Raw genomic sequence first — 20,153 nt, 5'->3', positions numbered from 1 at the left:
GGTTTGATGGAGAATGTCTCCCGATGGAGATGTCGGGTTCTCCCGGGAGACCTATAAGTCTCCAATATGAGACACTTCGCGTCTCCAAATCGAGAATCGAAAAACGAGAACATGCACAAGATCGCCGAACCGGGCGGCGCGCTGCTGCTCGACTACGACGATGTCGCGCGGCGGGCCATGGAGTCGCTTTTCCGCACCTTCGAGAATTTCAGCGAGGGGACTTTCGTCGTGGACGACCAGGCACGCGTGGTGTGGATCAACAAGCGCTACGCGGCGCGTTTTGGCTTCAGTAATCCGCAGGACGCGATCGGGCTTGATTGCGAGCAGGTGATCCCGCACAGCCTGATGCGCGAGGTCGTAACAACCGGCAAGCCGATCCTGCTGGACATCCTGGAGACAGGGCGCGAGCCGATGATCGTCACGCGGCTGCCGATCAAGGACGACGAGGGTCGGACCATCGGCGGTGTGGGCTTCGCATTGTTCGACGAACTCAAGGCCCTCACGCCGATCTATGCCCATTACGCGCGGGTGCAGGCCGAACTGGCTGCCGCGCGGCGATCGCTGGATCAGGCGCGCCGCGCCAAGTACACCTTCGCGAGCTTCGTCGGCACCAGCCGGGCGGCGCAGGAGGTCAAGCGTCAGGCGCGCCGGGCGGCCCAGGTGGAATCGCCAGTGCTGCTGCTCGGCGAGACCGGCACCGGCAAGGAGCTGCTGGCGCACGGCATTCACGCGGGTTCGGCGCGTGCCGAAAAGCCGCTCGTGACCGTCAATGTCTCGGCGATTCCCGACACGTTGCTCGAAGTGGAGTTCTTTGGCGCCGCGCCGGGTGCCTATACCGGCGTCGACCGCAAAGGCCGCGTCGGCAAGTTCGAACTGGCCGATGGCGGGACGCTGTTTCTCGATGAAATCGGCGACATGCCGCTCGCGCTGCAGAGCAAGTTGCTGCGCGCGCTCCAGGATCGAGAGTTCGAACCACTTGGCTCCAACCGGATCGTGCGATCCGATGTGCGCATCATCGCTGCCACGTCCGCCGACCTGCCGGGGCTGGTGGCGGCAGGCAGGTTCCGCCCGGACCTCTACTACCGGCTCAACGTGCTGACCATCGACCTGCCGCCGCTGCGGGAGCGACTGGGCGATCTGGTGCCGATGGCCTACGCAATGATCGAGGAACTCTGCATCAAGGCGGCCCGGCAGCCGATGGGGCTGGGCGCGGACGCATTGAAGCTGCTCGGCGAGTACGACTGGCCGGGCAACGTGCGCGAACTGCGCAATGTGCTGGAGCGTGTGGTGATGCTGTGCGACGAGGATGCGATCGACGCCGCGACACTGGCGCCGCTGCTTGGGCTGGGGCGCGTGCCGTCCGCCGTCCATGCGGGCCCTCAATCGGCACCGGAATCCGCACGCCGTCCGACGACAGTGATTCCGGAGACACCCGTGCCGCCGGAGGTGGCAGCAGACGTGGCCATCGCCCACGTCCCCGGCGTTCAGACCGCGGCGCCCGCGCAATCCTATGCCGACGCCATGGCGCAGTTCGAAGCGGCCTTCCTGCATCAGGCGCTGGACGCCTGCGGAGGCCGCGTAGCCGAGGCCGCCGCCCGCATCGGGCTCAGCCGCGCGGCGTTCTACAAGAAGCTGGCGGCCGGAAAGGCCAGGTAGTTCCGGGGCGTCACGGCGCCATGCTAACGTCGCGCGTCACACAGTTATTTCGATCCACGGGAGTCTTCATGCAATCGGGCATTGTCGAGTCGGGCTACGGGTCAGATCCGGTCGGTCTGGTCAGCGGTTTCTTGTTCGAACCGGGGCAGCCCTTGCGGGAGATCGACTCGACAGGCGCGGCGGCCTGGCTGCGTCAGAACGGCAATGCCGCGCCGACCACGGCACGCCACGACCAGCCGTTTCTCTGGCTTCACTTCAACCTGTCCCACAGCGCCTGCGAGCGCTGGATGAAAGGCCAGCTCGGCCTGCCAGAAGACTTCTTCGAAGCGCTGCGGCAGGGCTCGCATTCGACACGTATCGAGCGCCAGGACGATGCGCTGCTGGCCGTGGTCAACGATGTGATCTACAACTTCGGCGTGGTCTCCACTGACATTTCCACGCTGTGGGCCCATGCCGATCACCGGCTGCTGGTGACGGCCCGCGCACGGCCACTGCGGTCGGTGGACCGCCTGCGCGCCGCGGTGCGCAGGGGCGAGCCATTCCGCTCGCCGCTGGATCTGGTGGTGCACCTGCTGCGCGATCAGGCCGACGTGCTCGTGCAGATCGTGCGCGAGACCGGTATCAATGTCGACCAGATCGAGGACCAGTTGCTGTCCCAGCGGCTGCACTCGAACCGCGCTGACCTGGGCGCGATGCGTCGTGGCCTGGTGCGACTGCAGCGCCTGCTGGCGCCGGAGCCCGGCGCGCTGTTCCGTCTGCTGAACCGTCCGCCGGCGTGGCTCCTCGAAGGCGATTTGCGCGAGCTGCGCGAGTCGACCGAAGAGTTCTCGCTGGTGCTGAACGACCTTGCCGCGCTGGTGGAGCGGATCAAGCTGCTGCAGGAAGAGATCGCCGCCAAGCTCAACGAACAGACCAACCGCACGCTGTTCACGCTGACGCTGGTTACCGTGCTGGCGCTGCCGATCAACATCGTGGCCGGCTTCTTCGGCATGAACGTGGGCGGGATTCCTCTGGCGGATCATCCGCACGGCTTCTGGGTGCTTGTGGTGCTGGTGGCCAGCTTCACGGTGCTGGCCGGGCGCTGGGCATTCCGCAAGCAGGCCGAGTAGGCTGGCAGTCGATTCATGCAAGTGCCACACTGAAAGCGTACGATTTCCGGCGCACGGCCGTACGTCAGTCCGGCGTACGTGATGGAGGAAAGCCATGGATTACAACGACGAGGCGCTGATCCGCCGCATCCACCAGGAAGTGGCGGATTACTATGACGAAGAGCTCGAACTCGAACTCGAAGATCGTGACCCGGGACTGGTCCAGCGTGTGCTGGATGGCGATATTGGTGGCCCGGGGGACAACAGCAACCTCAACGGCGACGATATCGAGCGCGCCGAACGCCATCGCTATTTCCGTGAACTGTTCCGCCTGCAGGGCGAACTGGTCAAGCTGCAGAGCTGGGTGGTGGAAACCGGCCACAAGGTCGTCATCCTTTTCGAAGGGCGCGATGCGGCGGGCAAGGGTGGTGTGATCAAGCGGATCACGCAACGCCTCAATCCGCGTGTCTGCCGCGTGGCCGCGCTGCCGGCGCCGAACGATCGCGAGCGCACGCAGTGGTACTTCCAGCGTTACGTGTCGCATCTGCCGGCTGCCGGCGAAATGGTGCTGTTCGACCGTAGCTGGTACAACCGCGCGGGCGTCGAGCGCGTCATGGGTTTCTGCACCGACGAGCAGTATGAGGAGTTCTTCCGCTCGGTGCCTGAGTTCGAACGCATGCTCGTGCGCTCTGGTATCCAGGTCATCAAGTACTGGTTCTCGATCACGGACGACGAGCAGCATCTGCGCTTCCTGAGCCGCATCCACGATCCGCTCAAGCAGTGGAAGCTGAGCCCGATGGATCTGGAGTCACGCCGTCGCTGGGAAGAGTACACGCGCGCCAAGGAAGTGATGCTCGAGCGCACGCACATCGACGAGGCGCCGTGGTGGGTGGTGCAGGCGGTCGACAAGAAGCGCGCGCGCCTGAACTGTATCCATCACTTGTTGCAGCAGATGCCGTACGTGGAGCCGCAACAGCAGAGCGTCCTGCTGCCCGAGCGGGAGCGTCATGCCGATTACGTGCGGCATCCCGTGCCGGGCAACATGATCGTGCCGGAAATCTACTGACACCGGACGCCGCGGCCGGACCCCGGCCGCGGCGCTCCCGAGATGACCGATACCCTGCGTTATCGCAAATCTTGCGCTGCACCGGGGTGATTCGGGTCTCAAGCGCAGCCATGGGCGCGTCGATATCCAAGGGTGACCCCGGGGACGACGCGCAAGGGCGCGTCGGCATCACTGGGGACCGTCTACCTTTCCTCGGGAGTCCCCTTGATGCGTCAAAACCTGGCACGCGCGTCCGCGTGCGTACGACCCTTTCCGCGTGTTTCTGGCTGGACTGGGCTGGCAGCGATGAGTGTGCTGGCGCTGGCAGCCTGTGGCGGCGGTGGCGATGGTGGGTCTGGCCCCACCGCCACGCCCTCTGCCACCACGACCACCACTACCACCACGACGACGCCCCCCGCTACGCCTGCGCCGCTGCTGGTCAGCGGCCTTGACCAGTCGTGCAGCGGCTGCGGCGCGGCCTCCGCCAGCAGCTATGCGGGTGCCGGTACCGGTATCTGGGGTCGCGCTCCGGGTAGCAGTGACATGGACGTCCAGTACGCCATCTCCGGCGTGGCCGGACGGTCGATCTCGCTGATGCTGACCAACCTGTCAAGCATGTTGGTCGCCATGCCGGCCTCGGTCTCGTCGAGTGTGGCGGCGGATATGCTGTCGCCCCAGGCATTGAGCGTGGTCTCGGACGCCGAAGCCACGCAGCGCGCCATCGGCGAGTACAACCGCGCGGGCTGGGTGGACACCCTCCAGAACGGGCCGGCGCCACGGCTGAGCACGATGGGCGTGTCCGCGCCGCTGTCCGCGACGGTCGGTCTGGCAGTGGGTGCGCAGAAGAGCTGGTATCACACCGACAAGACTACGCGTCCGGCCACGTTGCGCACGCAGGTGACGGCCCCGGGCAATGTGCGAGTCAACTTCTGGGTCGAGGACGCCGAGTTCACCGCCGGGAACATTACGCAGGCGATGGTCGACGGTCTGGCCGCCGCGTTCGCGAACAGCGGTGGCATCTACGACAAGCTCGTCAATATCGGCGGCCCGGTCTGGGGACCAAACAGCTACGGCGGCACGATGTTGCCCGATGGCCAGCCGCTGGACATCGTCATTCTCAATTTCAACCGCGACGGTCAGCCGTTCGGTACGGTCGGCTACTTCTGGAGCATGCACAACTTCCTGAAGAGCAGCGCACAGAACAGCAACGAGGCGATCTCGCTTTACCTGGACAGCGAGACCCTGTCTCTCGGCGGTGCATCGGGCTTGCAATCGGTCAAGACGGTCATGGCGCACGAAGGCACGCACATGCAGAACTTCTATCGCCGTCAGGTCAGCATGGGGGCTGCGTATGCCTACGACACGTGGCTGGAGGAAATGACGGCGATGCAGATGGAGGACTTCCAGAGTCACGATATCGACCCGACGTACAACCCCATCCGCGATCTGCGCCTGCCGGACTTCTATCGCTATGGCGCCTATAACTGCAACGTGCTGCAGTTCACGGGATTTGGCGCGTCGTGCGAAAGCTATTCGGTGTCCGGCAGTCTTGGCGGCTTCCTCGATCGCCAGCTTGGCCTGGCGTTCTACAAGGATCTGCTGACGCGCGCCACGGCGGATTCGAAGACCGTGCTCGATCAGGCGATTCGCGCGGCACGACCGGGCTGGACGTTCGAGCAGGCCCTGCTGAACTGGAAAGTGACCACGACCGCCGCGTTGCCGGCAGCGTCGGCGCCCACCGGATTTGGCTACCCGGGCCGGACGGATGGCACGTATGTGCTGCCACAGATCGATCCGTCGCTGCCGGCGTATGCGGCGCTGCGAAAACTGCCGGCCATCGCCCCAATTTTCCTGCAGGGCTATGGCACTTACGCGGCTGCGCGTAGCGACAGCAACGGCGTGTACAGCGACAAGGTGCGCGTGCCGGCGGGTGCGGCGCTGTCGGTCGTGGTGTATTGATTCGGGAGTCAGGCGCGTCAGGCGCGTGGATGGGATTTCCCCGCCACGCGCCTACGGCAGCACTCCCGGAAACGCTTCCTCGAATGACTGCACCAGTCCGGTCATCTCGCCATCGTAGCCGGGCAACGCATTGACGCGCTCCCGGAAACTCCCGCTCTTCATCGCGTTCACCGCTCCCGTCAGCGCCGGGTTCTGCAGCGCCTTCGTCTCGATGGCGAAGAAGTAGCGCTCCTTGAGCACCGGCACGAACTCCAGCCCGAAGCGGCGCGCGGCCGTCTCCACGCCGAAGCCCACGTCGGCCATGCCGCTGCCGATATACGCGGCCACCGCGGCGTGGGTGAACTCGCCGTTGTTGAAGCCTTCGATGCGGCTGCTGTCGATGCCGCGCCTTGCGAGCATCAGGTCCAGCAGCAACCGGGTGCCGGAGCCCATCTGGCGATTGACGAACCGCACGTCGGGTCGCACCAGGTCTTCCAGCGTCAACACATTGAGCGGGTTGCCCGGCCGCACGAACAACCCCTGCGCGCGCGTGGCCAGGTGAATCAGGCAGTGGGTTTGCGGATGCAGCAGGCGCGTGAATCGCCGCAGTGTCTCTTCCTCGAACTCGCCGATCGGCACGTGGAAGCCGGCGATGTCGCAGGCGCCTTCGGCCAGCGCGGCGGCGGCTTCCAGGCTGCCGCAGTACTTCAGGTCGTGCCGCACCTTCTGTTCATCGAGAAAATCGCGCAGCGCGGCCACCGCGAATCCGTGGCTGGCATGGATGCGCACGGCCGGGTCGGACTCGGCCATCAGCTTCTTGAGTTCGATATCGAGTTCCGAGGCCAGGCTTTCCAGCGTGGGCGACAGCCGCGCGGCAATGCGCTTGCTGGCCCAGACGAGTTGCTGCGCCAGCGGCGTCAGCACCGATCCGCGCCCGCGTGTCTTGGCGATCAGCGCGCCGCCGAACAGGGTTTCCGCATCGCGCAGGATTCCCCAGGCGTAGCGATATGACAACGACACCGCTTCCGCCGACTGGGCGATATTGCCGGTGGCCTCGATATGGCCGAGCAACGCCACGAGCCGCGATACGTCGAGCGCTGGCGCCGGTGTCCGGGCCGTGTCGTCGCGAATCTGCAGGTGAGGGTGGATCGAAATGCGGAGCATATGCGGAAAATAGCATATTGAACGGGGCAAACCACGATCCTATAGTCGCACAAAGCGGCAAAAAAGCCAGCTTCGGTGCCACCAAATATGTAGAAAAAAGCCGATATCGGTGGGCGCCGCAAAACGGTACGGAGACACAGTTCATGCCAGATACCATCCCCACCGGCGGTGACGCCGCGGGCGTTGCCGACGCCGTCGCACGCATCGTGGCCGCCCGGCGCGACATGCCAGGCGCGCTGCTGCCGATCCTGCACGACATCCAGGTCAGCCAGGGTTTCATTCCGGCCGATGCGGTACCGGTCATCGCGCGCGCGCTCAACCTGTCGCGCGCAGAGGTCCATGGCGTGATCACGTTCTATCACCACTTCCGCGAGCGGCCGGCCGGCCGTACCGTGGTGCAGATCTGCCGCGCCGAGGCTTGCCAGTCCGTCGGCGCCGATGCGCTTGCCGCCCATGCGCGCAAGGCCCTCGGGTGCGACTTCCACGAGACCACCGCAGATGGCCAGTTCACGCTTGAGCCGGTCTATTGCCTCGGCCAGTGCGCCTGCGGCCCGGCGATGACAATCGGCGATCGTTTGCATGGTCGCGTCGACACGCAGCGATTCGACAAGCTGATCGACGCAGTCCGCGAGCGCGAGGAGGCCCAGGCATGAGCACGACGATCTTCGTACCCCGCGACTCCACCGCATTGGCGCTGGGCGCAGATGAAGTGGCGCAGGCCATCGCGCGCGAGGCGGAAAAGCGCGGCGTGGATGTGCGCATCGTGCGCAACGGCTCGCGCGGGCTGTTCTGGCTGGAACCGCTCGTCGAGGTGCAGACCGATGCGGGCCGGGTGGCGTATGGCCCGGTCACCGAGGACGATGTGTCCGTGCTGTTCGACGCGGGATTCCTCCACGGCGGCAGCCATGCGCTGAGCCACGGCGCGACTGCCGAGATTCCGTTCCTGAAGAAGCAGGAGCGGCTGACGTTCATGCGCGTCGGCATTACCGACCCCTTGTCGCTTGACGACTACATCGCGCACGAGGGCTTCGTTGGGCTGACCCGCGCGCTGTCGATGGCGCCCGCGGAGATCGTGCAGGAGGTCGTCGATTCTGGCCTGCGCGGCCGTGGCGGCGCAGCGTTCCCGACCGGCATCAAATGGAAGACCGTGCTCGGCGCCAGGTCCGACGTCAAGTACGTGGTGTGCAATGCCGACGAGGGCGACTCGGGCACATTCTCCGACCGCATGGTGATGGAGGACGATCCGTTCATGCTGATCGAGGGCATGGTGATCGCGGGTCTGGCCGTCGGGGCAGAGCAGGGCTACATCTACACGCGATCCGAGTATCCGCACGCGATTGCCGCGACGGCGGCAGCGATCGAGATCGCCACGCGTGCCGGCTGGCTTGGCGACGACATTCGCGGCAGCGGCCGCCGCTTCCAGCTGGAAGTGCGCAAGGGTGCCGGCGCCTACGTCTGCGGGGAGGAAACCGCGCTGCTCGAAAGCCTGGAAGGCAAGCGCGGCGTGGTGCGCGCCAAGCCTCCACTGCCTGCGCTGGAGGGGCTGTTCGGCAAGCCTACCGTCATCAACAATGTGATCTCCCTGGCCACCGTGCCGGTGATTCTCGCGCGCGGCGCGAAGTTCTATCAGGACTTCGGCATGGGCCGGTCGCGCGGCACGCTGCCGTTCCAGCTGGCCGGCAACATCCGCCAGGGTGGTCTGGTCGAGAAGGCGTTCGGCGTGACGCTGCGCGAGCTGATGCTCGACTATGGCGGCGGCACGCGCAGCGGACGTGCAATCCGCGCGGTGCAGGTGGGCGGGCCGCTCGGCGCCTACCTGCCCGACTCACGCTTCGATACACCGATCGACTACGAGGCGTACGCGGCGTTCGGCGCGGTAGTGGGGCACGGCGGCATCGTGGTGTTCGACGAGACTGTGGACATGGCGAAGATGGCGCGCTACGCAATGGAGTTCTGCGCGATCGAGTCGTGCGGCAAGTGCACGCCATGCCGGATCGGGTCCACGCGCGGCGTCGAGGTGATGGACCGCATCATCGCCGGCGACCAGCCCGTGAAGCACGTGGCGCTGGTGCGCGATCTTTGCGACACGATGGTCAACGGATCGCTTTGCGCGATGGGCAGCATGACGCCGTACCCGGTACTGTCCGCATTGGACGAGTTTCCGGAAGACTTCGGCCTGTCGGGCAAGGCTGCGAAGGCAGCCTGAACGCGGCCTGAGCGCGGCAATCAGAAAAAGCACGACGCGCTCCTCAGGAGCGCGCGACCTCACAGCAGTGAAAGACGGGAGACATCCCTTGAACGCTCGAGACGATTTCGACTACGGTACCCCGGCCAGCGACGCCGAAACGCAGGTTACGCTGGAAATCGACGGGGTATCCGTCACCGTGCCAGCTGGCACCTCCGTGATGCGCGCCGCCGCCGAGGCGGGCGTGGGCGTGCCGAAGCTCTGCGCCACCGATTCGCTGAAGGCATTCGGATCGTGCCGCCTGTGCCTGGTGGAGATCGAAGGCCGGCGCGGTTATCCGGCTTCTTGCACCACGCCCGTCGAAGCAGGAATGAAGGTGCGCACACAAAGCGAGAAGCTCGGCGATCTGCGCCGGGGCGTGATGGAACTCTATATCTCCGATCACCCGCTCGACTGCCTGACCTGCCCGACCAACGGCAACTGCGAGTTGCAGGACATGGCCGGCGTGGTGGGCCTGCGCGAAGTGCGATACAACGATGGCGCCGGCACTGCCCCGCCGATCGCCACGCACACGCATCTGGCCAAGGACGAATCGAATCCGTACTTCACGTATGACACGTCCAAGTGCATCGTCTGCAATCGCTGCGTGCGTGCCTGCGAGGAGACGCAAGGCACGTTCGCGCTGACGATCAGCGGCCGGGGCTTTGATTCGCGTGTGGCGGCCGGCACCAGCCAGCCGTTCATGGAATCGGACTGCGTGTCGTGTGGCGCCTGCGTCCAGGCGTGCCCCACCGCCACACTGACGGAAACGTCGGTGATCCAGCTGGGCCAGGCATCCCACAGCAAGATCACCACGTGCGCGTACTGCGGCGTGGGCTGCTCGTTCAAGGCCGAGATGAAGGGCAACGAGGTCGTGCGGATGGTGCCTTACAAGGACGGCGCCGCCAACGAGGGCCATGCCTGCGTGAAGGGCCGTTTCGCGTGGGGCTATGCCACGCACAAGGACCGCATCCTGAAGCCGATGATTCGCGCCAGGATTACCGACCCGTGGAGGGAAGTGTCGTGGGAAGAGGCGATCGGATACGCGGCCTCGCAGTTCCGGCGCATCCAGGCGGAGCACGGCAAGGATTCGATCGGCGGCATCGTTTCGTCGCGCTGCACCAACGAGGAAGGCTATCTGGTGCAGAAGCTCGTGCGAGCCGCGTTCGGCAACAACAACGTCGACACCTGCGCACGCGTCTGCCATTCGCCCACCGGCTACGGCCTGAAGACGACCATCGGCGAATCGGCTGGCACGCAGACGTTTCGCTCGGTGGCCAAGGCCGACGTGATCATGGTTATCGGCGCCAATCCGACCGATGGGCACCCGGTGTTCGCCTCGCGCATGAAGCGTCGCCTGCGCGCCGGGGCCAGGCTGATCGTGGTGGACCCGCGCCGCATCGACCTGGTGGAATCGCCGCATATCCGCGCCGACTATCACCTGCAGTTGCGTCCCGGTACCAATGTGGCAGTGGTGACGTCGATCGCGCACGTGATCGTCACGGAGGGGCTGCTGGCCGAGCAATTCATCGCCGAGCGTTGCGAGGACCGCGCGTTCCAGCAATGGCGCGATTTCGTCGCATTGTCCGAGAACTCGCCTGAGGCACTCGAAGCGGAGACCGGCGTGCCGGCCGAACAACTGCGCGGCGCGGCCCGCCTCTACGCCACTGGCGGCAACGCCGCGATCTATTACGGCCTGGGTGTGACCGAACATGCGCAGGGCTCGACCACGGTGATGGGCATCGCCAATCTGGCCATGGCCACCGGCAACATCGGTCGCGAAGGCGTGGGCGTCAATCCGCTGCGCGGCCAGAACAACGTGCAGGGGTCGTGCGATATCGGCTCGTTCCCGCATGAACTGCCGGGCTATCGTCATGTGTCGGACTCGACGGTGCGCGGCAGCTTCGAGGCCGCGTGGAATGTCGAGATCAACCCCGAGCCCGGTCTGCGTATTCCGAACATGTTCGAAGCGGCAATCACCGGATCGTTCCGGGGTCTGTACTGCCAGGGCGAGGACATTGTCCAGTCCGACCCGAATACGCAGCACGTGGCCGAAGCGCTGTCGTCGATGGAGTGCATCGTCGTGCAGGATATCTTCCTGAACGAAACCGCCAAGTACGCGCACGTGTTCCTGCCGGGTTCGTCGTTCCTGGAGAAGGATGGCACGTTTACCAACGCGGAGCGCCGGATCTCGCGCGTGCGCAAGGTGATGCCGCCGAAGGCCGGTTACTCGGACTGGGAGGCAACGATCCTGCTGTCGAACGCGCTCGGTTATCCGATGCACTACAACCATCCGTCCGAGATCATGGACGAGATTGCGCGCCTCACGCCCACGTTCGCGGGTGTCAGCTACAAGAAGCTCGAGGAACTTGGCAGCATCCAGTGGCCGTGCAATGCCGAGGCCCCGGAGGGCACGCCGACCATGCACGTGGACACCTTCGTGCGCGGCAAGGGCAAGTTCATCATCACGAAGTACGTGCCGACCAGCGAGAAGGTCAACCGGAAGTACCCGCTGATCCTGACTACGGGCCGCATCCTGTCCCAATACAACGTTGGCGCACAGACACGGCGCACGCACAACGTGCATTGGCACGATGAGGACCGGCTCGAGATCCATCCGCACGATGCGGAGGAACGTGGGATCAAGGATGGCGACTGGGTCGGGATTCAGAGCCGTGCCGGTGAAACCGTGCTGCGAGCGATCGTCAGCGAGCGGATGCAGCCCGGCGTGGTCTACACGACGTTCCACTTCCCCGAGTCCGGCGCCAACGTGATCACGACCGACAACTCGGACTGGGCCACCAATTGCCCGGAGTACAAGGTGACGGCCGTGCAGGTGATGCCGGTGGCGCAGCCCTCCACGTGGCAGCGCAACTACCATGCCTTCAACGAGGAACAGCTGGCACACCTGCGCGCGGCCGGCGAGCCCGCACCGACGCGATGAACCAGGGAGCACGGCGATGAAGCGAGACATGCCTGACGAGAACGGCCTGGGAGAAGCTGGAGTATTGCCAGTGCAGCACACGCGTGCGGTCACGCGCTGGCGGCAGGGCGCCGCCTCCGCCGAGATCGATCATCTGGCCGAGGAAGTGCCGGTGGCGTTCGAGTACAACGGCATCTCCCACGCGGTGATGCTGGCCACGCCGGCGGACCTGGAGGATTTCGCCATCGGCTTCAGCCTGACCGAGGGCGTGGTCGACAGCGCGCGCGACATCTACGGCATCGAGGTGGAAGCCGCCGAGAATGGCGTGACGGTGAAGCTGGAGATCGCCAGCGCCGCGTTCGTCGCGCTCAAGAGCCGGCGCAGGGCGCTGGCGGGACGTACCGGGTGCGGTCTCTGCGGCACGGAATCGCTCGATGAGGTCATGCGCGCGCCGCGGAAGGTGCAAAGCGCCGCGGTGTTCGATCCCGTGGTGTTCGATGATGCCTTCGCCGCGCTGCACAAGCGGCAGGCGCTGCTGCGCGATACCGGGGCCACACACGCGGCAGCGTGGTTGCGGGCAGATGGCGACGTATCACTGGTGCGCGAGGACGTGGGCCGCCACAACGCGCTCGACAAACTGGCCGGCGCGCTGGCGCAGGGCGGCGAGGACGTGAGTCGTGGCGCCGTGATCGTCACCAGCCGTGCCAGCTACGAGATGGTGCTCAAGACGGCCTCGATTGGCGCGGGTATCCTGGCGGCGGTGTCCGGATCAACGGGGCTGGCTGCGCGTCTGGCCGAATCGGCGGGTGTCACGCTGGCCGGTTTCGTGCGCGGCGGCAGCCTGGTCGCCTACTCTCACCCCCAACGACTCAAGCTTGCGTAGGGTCTTTCATGCATATCGACAATCTGGTCAAGATGGCCAATCAGATCGGCACGTTCTTCGAAGCGATGCCAGATCGAGATGAAGCGCTGGGTGATATCGCCAGCCATCTGAAGCGGTTCTGGGAGCCACGCATGCGGCGCGCGCTGCTGGCCCATATCGACACGACGGGCGGGGAAGGGCTCGATCCGATCGTGCAGGCTGCCGTGGCGCGTCATCGCGACAAGGTGGCGGTGGCGCAGGCGGCCGCGTGACGCGCGAGCCTACTTGAGCCGCAGCGGTTCGAGCAGTGCGGCATCGTACTGGGCGCGCGTGATGCGGCCCAGTTCCAGCATCCGCAGCAGGATGTAGGCCTGGCGCTGGCGAGCGCGGCGCGGATTGACCACCGGGTTGTTGGCGGATGGCGCCTTGGGCAGCCCGGCCAGCATCGCGCATTCGGCCAGCGTGAGCCGGTCGACCGGTTTGCCGAAGTAGGTCTCGGCAGCCTCACCGAAGCCATACGCGCCCTGGCCAAGGTAGATCTTGTTCAGGTAGATCTCCAGGATTTCATCCTTGCTCAGTGCGTTTTCGATCCGGTACGCCAGCAGGATTTCGTAGAGCTTGCGCGTGTAGGTCTTCTGGCGCGACAGATAGAAGTTACGCGCCACCTGCATCGTGATCGTCGACGCGCCTTGCGAGAGGTCGTCGGAGAGATTGGCGATGCCGGCGCGCATCGCGCCCACATAGTCCACGCCGTCATGCAGGTAGAAGCGGTCGTCTTCGATGGCGACCACGGCCTCGGGCAAGTTGTGCGGGAAATCCGCGATCTTCACGTAGCCGGGCGAATCGCGAAATGCCGTCAGCGCGTCGAGGGACGGCAACTGCCGATTCGCCATCACGATGACGAAGGCCAGCAGCAGGGCGCCACCGATGGTGGCGAGCAGAACGAATTTGACGAGGGCGGACCAGAGACGTTGCATGGCGCGTATTGTGCCATTGGCGGCCATCGCGTCTGGGAAATCTCTGATGCTCTCCAGTCTCCGGTCCGTGCGAAGCGTGCTTCAACGGCCTACGCCGCCGGCATATCCACCCCCAGATCCCCCGCCAACGCTGCCAGATGGCTCCAGATCTTCGGATTGATCTCCAGATGCGTTGCCGCAGCGGCGCGATGCATGGCCTCGTACTCGCCCGGATACTGCACCTGGTCGAAACCCGGTGCAGGCGGCGTGTCGTGCAGGTAGCGCACGAAGGCCTCTACCTCGTCCCGTTCCCAGTTGATGCCGAGATCGAGTTCGGGATTCAGCAGCACCGCGAACAGGTTGTTCGTGGCCACGCCACCGCGCGGGTTGTCCGGCTGGATCGTGCCGCCGCCGGACAACACCCCGGCCAGCAGTTCCGCCACCACGCCGAGGCCGTAGCCCTTGTGCGCGCCAAACGGCAGCAGCGATCCCGGTTGATCGTCGAACATGACCCCCGCATCGGTAGTCGGGTTGCCTTCGGCGTCGATGATGCTGTTCTCCGGCGCGGGCTCGCCTTTCTCCGCCAGCACGCGTGCCTTGTTGATGGCGATGGCGCTGGTGGCGATATCGACGACCAGCGGCGGTCGCCCGTTCGGCATCGGCCCGGCAAAGCAAAGCGGATTAGTGGTGAGCCGTGGCACGCGGCCGCCGAAGGGCGCGACCACGGGCGGGCGGTTGATCACGTTGGTGAAGCTCAACAGCACGAAGCCCGCATGGGCCACCATCTCGCCATAGTGGCCCATGCGGCCAAGGTGGTGTGATTTGCGCAGTGTCACGATGCAGTGACCATGCTGGCGCACACGTTCGATGGCACGCGTCATCACGGTCTTGCCGACGTGCTGGCCAAAGCCGCCGTTACCGTCGAACACCATCAGCATGTCGCGGTCGAGCACGCACGCGGCGCGGCCGGTGGGATTCACGTTGCCACTCTCGATGGCACGGCGGTAGTTCGGCAGGATCGACAGGCCGTGGCTGACGTAGCCGCTGCGATCGGCTTCCACCAGGTGCTCGGCCACGTCATCGGCGATATCGGCGGGCACACCCTGCGCCGCCAGGATACTGCGCGCGAACTGCCGCGCGCTGTCTAGGGTAATTTTCATCGTTGTTGGGGGCGAAGGTTTGGGGGCGCTTGTGTCAGCGGCTAGGTTGCGTGTTTGCCGATCAGATCCAGCCAAGCCAGCGCCAGTACGTCGACGCAAACAGCAGCATCAGCAGATACCCGATGATCGTGGTCGGGATGCCGATGCGCGCGAACTGTCGTCCGTTGAAGGTATCGGTGCCCAGGCAGACCATGTTCTGCGGCGCGTTGATGGGCAGGATGAAGCCGAAGCTGACCGTGAAGCCGAGCAGCATCGTCATGCCGACCTTGTTCATGTCGCCGGGTATCGTTTGCAATACCGAGATCAGGATCGGCAGCATCGCGGAGGTCAGCGCCGTGGCGCTGGCAAAGCCGAGGTGGATCAGAATCAGGAATGCCGCCAGCACGGCAAAGACTAGCAGCGTGCCGTGATTGGCCAGGCCGGAATGCGTGACGACGAACTTGCCGAGCCATTGGCCGGCCTGCGTGGTCAGCAGTGCGGTGCCCAGGCTGATACCGACGCCGAACACGATCAGCGTGCCCCAGGGCGTGCGTTGCTGCATCGTCTTCCAGTCCATCACGCCGATGCGCGGCAGCATCAGGATCACCAGGCCGACGAACGTGATCGATGCCGTATCGAACTTGTGCAGCTTGCCCTCGGTGGCCCAGAACAGCAGCAGGCCGATGGCGACGGCAGCCAGACGCTTCTGTGGGCCGGTCATCGGACCCAGCGCGGCCAGCTCACGCTGCACGGCTTCCTTGCCGCCCGCAATCGCGTCGGTTTCAGGCGGTAGCAGCCAGCGCACGAGGAAGTACAGCACGATCGACATCGCGATGGCCCAGGGGGCGCCGGCAATCAGCCATTGCAGCCAGGTCACGCGTTCGCCGAGCAGCTTGTCCATGAAGCCCGCGGTCAGCAGGTTCTGTGCGGCGGCGGTCTGGATACCGACGTTCCAGACGCTGGTGGCCTGGGCGACCATGATCATGATGCCGGCTGCGATGTTCGACTTCTTGTCGACGCCGAATGCGGCGATTACGCCCATCATGATCGGCACGGTACATGCGCTGCGCGCGGTGGCGCTCGGCACCACCAGGCTGAGCAGGATCGTGACGGCGATCGTGCCGATCAGGATGCGCCGGGTACTGGTGCCGATGGCCGACAAGGTGACCAGCGCGATGCGCCGGTCCAGTCCGGTCACGGTCATGGCCGCCGAGATGAACAGCGCGGCGGCGACGAGGGCCAGCGCGGTGTTCGAGAAGCCCGCCAGGGCCATGCCGAGTGCGCGCGACGTGCCGTATAGCGTGTTGGGGTCATTGACCATCGGCGAGAAGCCGATCAGGCCTGCCATCAGCGACGTGATCATGATGGCGCTGGTCTCGTAGGTCACCGCTTCGGTAATCCACACCACGACCGCGAATGCCAGGATGGCCAGCATGCGCTGACCGGCCACAGGCAGGTCGGCCGGCATCGGAATCAGGAGCACCGCGATCAGCACGATCACGGCGGCATATAGACCCCAGTGGATGTTGAGCTTGGGCGCGGCCGGGATGGCCGTCGCGGCGGTGGGGGCGCCGGGGGCGGCAGGAGGTACTTGTGATTCAGGCATCGTGGAATCCCCATGTTGGATCAGCCTGTCGGTCGCGTCGTATCGCAGGATCGCCGCGGCCGACATGGGCTCATTATGTGAAGCCAAGGCCGATGTGCCAAGGTGCCGATGACGGCGCAATTGCTGGATATCAACTCACTGCGATGTCAGGCTTCGATGCCGGCAATGGGGCCTTGTGCGGATCGAGTGAGTGTGATTGCGCGTGGATGGGCGTATGAGCGGCACGGAAGCATGAAGCCGTACGTGGCACCTGTCCTTCGATGCGGCGATCTGAAATAATTGAAGTCGATGTTGAACGTTTTTGGAAGGCGTGCATGACGGCACGCGGATGTGAAATGACCAACAATATGAATCACGACGCACGCCCTTCCTTGGGGCTGGAAACGATCCCCAATGCGCGTGACCTTGGCGGACTGGCCGGTTTGTCCGGCCGTCGCGTCAGGTCGGGCAAGCTCTATCGCAGCGCGAATCCCGCGCTGGCCTCGGCCGCCGATCTCGATCGCCTGCATTCGCTCGATCTGGATATCGTCGTCGATTTCCGGTCTCCGGGCGAGAAGTCGCCTGCCGAGGCCGCTTTCGGCGAGCGCTTTCACTGGCTCGCGGTGCCGGTGCTGGAGGGCAGCATGGCGATGGATGTGCTGGTGCCGCGCCTGCGTGCAAGCACGCCCACGCAGATGCGCGACTTCATGCTCGATGTGTACCGCGATTTTCCGGTGCGCTACCGCGAGGCGTTCGGCGCGTTCCTGCGCCATGCCGAGGCCGGCCGCACGCTGTTCTATCACTGCACCGCAGGCAAGGACCGCACAGGCTTTGCGTCGTTGCTGTTGCTATCGGCGCTTGGCGTGTCGCAGGACGAGATCGTCGCCAATTACCTCGAATCCAATCACTGGAATCGTCGCCTCAACGAAGATGTGCTGGCGCGCGTGGCCCCGATCGGGGTCGACGCGGACGTCATCACGCCGTTGCTCGAAGTGCGGCCCGAGTACCTGGAAGCATCGATGGATGCGATTGCGCAGGCCTACGGCAGTGTGGAGCAATTTCTTGCCGATGACCTGCGCATCGATGTGGGGCAACTACGCGGGCACTACCTCGAAGATTAGCCGCCGTTTAGCAGGATCTTCGCGGTCGAGAGAGCGATCATGCCTTCCTCGTCCGTCTGCAGCGCCAGCACCGGCACGCGGCTTGTGTCGCTGCTGATGCGTTGGCAGTTGTCGCCATTGGCCGCGGCATCCAGCGAGATGCCGAAGAGATCGGTGAGGTGCGCGCAGACGCGTGCGCGCACGTCCGGCGAGTTGGCGCCGATACCAGCCGTGAAGACCAGTCCATCCAGGCCACCCAGCGTGACGGCGAGCTTGCCGATTTCCTGTGCGGCGCGATAGGCGTAGAAGTCCACGGCCAGCTTCGCGCGCGGCGTATCGCTGGCCAGCAGCGCGCGCATGTCGCTGCTGACGCCGGAGATACCCTTCAGGCCCGATTGCCCATAGAGCATCGTCTGGATTGCGTCGGGCGTCATCCCTTGCGCCGCCAGCCACAGCACCGCACCGGGGTCGATCGTGCCGCAGCGCGTGCCCATCGGCATGCCGTCCAGCGCCGTGAGGCCCATGGTCGATTCCACGCTCTTGCCGCCGCGCATCGCGCACAGGCTCGCGCCGTTACCGAAGTGGGCAACGATCACGCGGCCCTCGGCCAGGTCGGGCGCCACCTGCTTGAGCCGGCGCGCGATATACGCGTAGGACAGCCCATGAAAGCCGAAACGCCGGATGCCCTGCTCGTAGTACTCGTAGGGTAGCGCCATCAACTGGGCCATCGGATCGTGCCCGGCGTGGAACGCGGTGTCGAAGCACGCTACCTGCAACAGGCCGGGCGCGGCGGCCCGCACCGCGCGGATCGCCGTCAGGTTGTGCGGCTGGTGCAGCGGCGCAAGTGGTACCAGCGCATCGAGCCTGGCGATCACGTTGTCGTCGATACGCACGGCGTCGGCAAAGTCCATGCCGCCATGCACCACGCGATGGCCGATCGCTACCGGCGGCGTGTCGCGCAGGCCTTCCTGCAGCCTGGCCTGGATCAGGCGGAACGCCGCATCGTGATCGGGCACCTGCTCCACGGGAAAGCGCTCGTCGGCGACGACGGTTCCATCGGCCAGGCGCCCCTCGATATGCGGCGCCACGCCGATCCCTTCGATCTGGCCGTGCGCAAGCTGCGCGGGCAGGACTTCGACGTCCTCGTGGGCAGCCTCCGGCACGGAGAAGATGGAAATCTTGACGCTCGATGAGCCGGCGTTGACGACGAGGATGACAGGGTGAGCAGTGGTCACGCGGCGAATCTCCTTAAGTGGCTTCAGACCTTGACGGCTGCCTCGGTGGCAACACGGCGTGCATGGGCGATGAGCACGGCGATCGCGCAACTACCAATGCGCGCGCGCACGCTGTCGGCGCGGCTGGTCAGGATGATCGGCACGCGCGCGCCAAGTACGATGCCAGCCGCTTCCGCACCGGCCAGGAACGTGAGCTGCTTGGCGAGCATGTTGCCGGCTTCGAGATCCGGCACGAGCAGGATATCGGGGTCGCCGGCCACTTCGGAGTGGATGCCCTTGGTTTCGGCCGCGGCCTTGCTGATGGCGTTGTCGAACGCCAGCGGGCCATCGAGCAGGCCGCCTTCGATCTGCCCGCGCAGGCTCATCATGCACAGCGCGGCGGCGTCGATCGTCGACGGGATCTTGTCCGTCACCGTTTCCACGGCCGAGAGAATCGCCACCTTGGGGCGCTCGACGCCGAGAATGCGCACGAGGTCGATCGCGTTGCGCACGATGTCGGCCTTCTCATTCAGCGTGGGGAAGATGTTGACCGCGGCGTCCGTGATGAACAGCGGCTTGTGATAGGTCGGCACGTCCATCGCGAAGACATGCGAAAGGCGCCGTTCCGTGCGCAAACCGCTGGTGCTGCGCGTCACGGCGTGCAGCAACTCATCGGTATGAAGGCTGCCCTTCATTAGCAGTTCGGCGCGGCCCGAGCGCACGGCTTCCACGGCGGCTTCGGCCGAAGCATGGCTGTGAGCTGTATCGATGATCGGCGTATCGCCGAGGGGCAGGCCGTGCTCTTCCGCCACTTGCCGGATGCGCCACTCCGGGCCAACCAGCAGTGGAGTAATCAGGCCAAGCCGTGCCGCTTCCAGTGCGCCATCGAGCGATGACTGGTCGCACGGATGCGCTACGGCGGTGGGGATGGGGGGCAGCCCCTCGCAACGCGCGAGCAGCTGGGCGTACTTGTCGGTGGACGATGTAATCGGCATAGGCAGCGTTCCCTGGAACCAAACGGTTTTGGAGGGCAGGCATCCTGGGGGCCACGGATGCTGCATTGCGCAAACGTCTTGCGGCAAAGTATATGCCAATGTTCCAACCGCCACGATGACACGCATATGTCATGGGTGGCCGATATGTTCGGAGTGGCGCTTCGGCCAATTGCCATGGCGCCGCGACACTGGTAGATTTTCGCTGTTGCATCGCAGCAAGCACACCGGCGCTGATCTATCGATCATCCGGACGACACGTCTTGC

Annotated in this window: 16 protein-coding genes; 10 read left to right on the top strand and 6 right to left on the bottom strand. The window is 65.2% G+C overall.

From position 1 onward, the window contains the following. Positions 1-111: 111 nt before the first annotated feature. The 4 genes from D769_RS00425 (at position 112) to D769_RS00410 (ending at position 5,748) form a co-directional block, all read left to right on the top strand. A complete protein-coding gene (locus D769_RS00425) occupies positions 112-1,656 on the top strand; it encodes a sigma-54-dependent Fis family transcriptional regulator (protein WP_008640946.1) in 1,545 nt (514 codons plus the stop codon). 68 nt (positions 1,657-1,724) lie between these two features. Beyond that, positions 1,725-2,765, top strand: coding sequence for a transporter (locus tag D769_RS00420; protein ID WP_008640945.1), 1,041 nt, complete (start codon positions 1,725-1,727; stop codon positions 2,763-2,765). 94 nt (positions 2,766-2,859) lie between these two features. Further along, on the top strand, positions 2,860-3,810 hold the full coding sequence (ppk2, locus tag D769_RS00415; RefSeq protein ID WP_008640944.1) for a polyphosphate kinase 2: 951 nt from the start codon (positions 2,860-2,862) through the stop codon (positions 3,808-3,810). Positions 3,811-4,017: 207 nt separating this feature from the next. After that, positions 4,018-5,748, top strand: a complete 1,731-nt coding sequence (locus D769_RS00410; protein WP_040010804.1) for a hemagglutinin — start codon at positions 4,018-4,020, stop codon at positions 5,746-5,748. 51 nt (positions 5,749-5,799) lie between these two features. On the opposite strand, the gene D769_RS00405 is transcribed toward D769_RS00410, so the two are convergent. Further along, positions 5,800-6,891, bottom strand: coding sequence for a substrate-binding domain-containing protein (locus D769_RS00405; RefSeq protein ID WP_008640941.1), 1,092 nt, complete (start codon positions 6,889-6,891; stop codon positions 5,800-5,802). A gap of 143 nt (positions 6,892-7,034) precedes the next feature. Here D769_RS00405 and D769_RS00400 point away from each other — a divergent pair, with 143 nt between their 5' ends. From D769_RS00400 to D769_RS00380, 5 genes are all read left to right on the top strand, one after another. Then, positions 7,035-7,544, top strand: coding sequence for a formate dehydrogenase subunit gamma (locus D769_RS00400; RefSeq protein WP_008640940.1), 510 nt, complete (start codon positions 7,035-7,037; stop codon positions 7,542-7,544). Continuing rightward, positions 7,541-9,097 (top strand): formate dehydrogenase beta subunit, encoded by a 1,557-nt coding sequence (locus D769_RS00395; RefSeq protein ID WP_008640939.1) that lies wholly within the window; start codon positions 7,541-7,543, stop codon positions 9,095-9,097. The genes D769_RS00400 and D769_RS00395 overlap by 4 nt, the downstream gene beginning before the upstream one ends. Before the next feature lie 88 nt (positions 9,098-9,185). Beyond that, complete coding sequence (fdhF, locus tag D769_RS00390) at positions 9,186-12,059, top strand: formate dehydrogenase subunit alpha (protein WP_008640938.1); 2,874 nt, start codon at positions 9,186-9,188, stop codon at positions 12,057-12,059. Positions 12,060-12,075: 16 nt separating this feature from the next. Beyond that, positions 12,076-12,921: a formate dehydrogenase accessory sulfurtransferase FdhD gene (fdhD, locus tag D769_RS00385; protein WP_008640937.1), complete on the top strand. Its 846-nt coding sequence runs from the start codon at positions 12,076-12,078 to the stop codon at positions 12,919-12,921. An 8-nt stretch (positions 12,922-12,929) separates the two neighbouring features. Further along, the gene (locus D769_RS00380) at positions 12,930-13,172 is read left to right on the top strand and encodes a formate dehydrogenase subunit delta (RefSeq protein WP_008640936.1); all 243 of its coding nucleotides are present in this window, start codon (positions 12,930-12,932) and stop codon (positions 13,170-13,172) included. Positions 13,173-13,181: 9 nt separating this feature from the next. Here D769_RS00380 and D769_RS00375 read toward each other — a convergent pair whose 3' ends face one another. From D769_RS00375 to D769_RS00365, 3 genes are all read right to left on the bottom strand, one after another. Then, positions 13,182-13,877: a transglycosylase domain-containing protein gene (locus tag D769_RS00375; RefSeq protein WP_017511621.1), complete on the bottom strand. Its 696-nt coding sequence runs from the start codon at positions 13,875-13,877 to the stop codon at positions 13,182-13,184. A gap of 89 nt (positions 13,878-13,966) precedes the next feature. Continuing rightward, positions 13,967-15,016 carry an Ldh family oxidoreductase gene (locus D769_RS00370; RefSeq protein ID WP_008640934.1) on the bottom strand — a complete coding sequence of 350 codons (1,050 nt, stop codon included), beginning with the start codon at positions 15,014-15,016 and terminating at the stop codon, positions 13,967-13,969. Positions 15,017-15,077: 61 nt separating this feature from the next. After that, complete coding sequence (locus D769_RS00365) at positions 15,078-16,601, bottom strand: DASS family sodium-coupled anion symporter (protein ID WP_035881506.1); 1,524 nt, start codon at positions 16,599-16,601, stop codon at positions 15,078-15,080. Positions 16,602-16,936: 335 nt separating this feature from the next. On the opposite strand from D769_RS00365, the gene D769_RS00360 reads away from it, so the two are divergent. After that, complete coding sequence (locus D769_RS00360) at positions 16,937-17,701, top strand: tyrosine-protein phosphatase (protein ID WP_035881431.1); 765 nt, start codon at positions 16,937-16,939, stop codon at positions 17,699-17,701. Here the strand turns inward: D769_RS00360 and D769_RS00355 are convergent. Then, on the bottom strand, positions 17,698-18,915 hold the full coding sequence (locus tag D769_RS00355) for an acetate/propionate family kinase (RefSeq protein WP_008640931.1): 1,218 nt from the start codon (positions 18,913-18,915) through the stop codon (positions 17,698-17,700). The genes D769_RS00360 and D769_RS00355 overlap by 4 nt on opposite strands. Before the next feature lie 23 nt (positions 18,916-18,938). After that, positions 18,939-19,889 carry a phosphate acetyltransferase gene (locus D769_RS00350; protein WP_008640930.1) on the bottom strand — a complete coding sequence of 317 codons (951 nt, stop codon included), beginning with the start codon at positions 19,887-19,889 and terminating at the stop codon, positions 18,939-18,941. Positions 19,890-20,153 lie beyond the last annotated feature (264 nt).

It is taken from the genome of Cupriavidus sp. HMR-1 (assembly GCF_000319775.1).
GTDB lineage: Bacteria > Pseudomonadota > Gammaproteobacteria > Burkholderiales > Burkholderiaceae > Cupriavidus > Cupriavidus metallidurans.
Note: the sequence above shows the minus strand (reverse complement) of the source record. Positions and strands in the feature narration are given on the sequence as shown.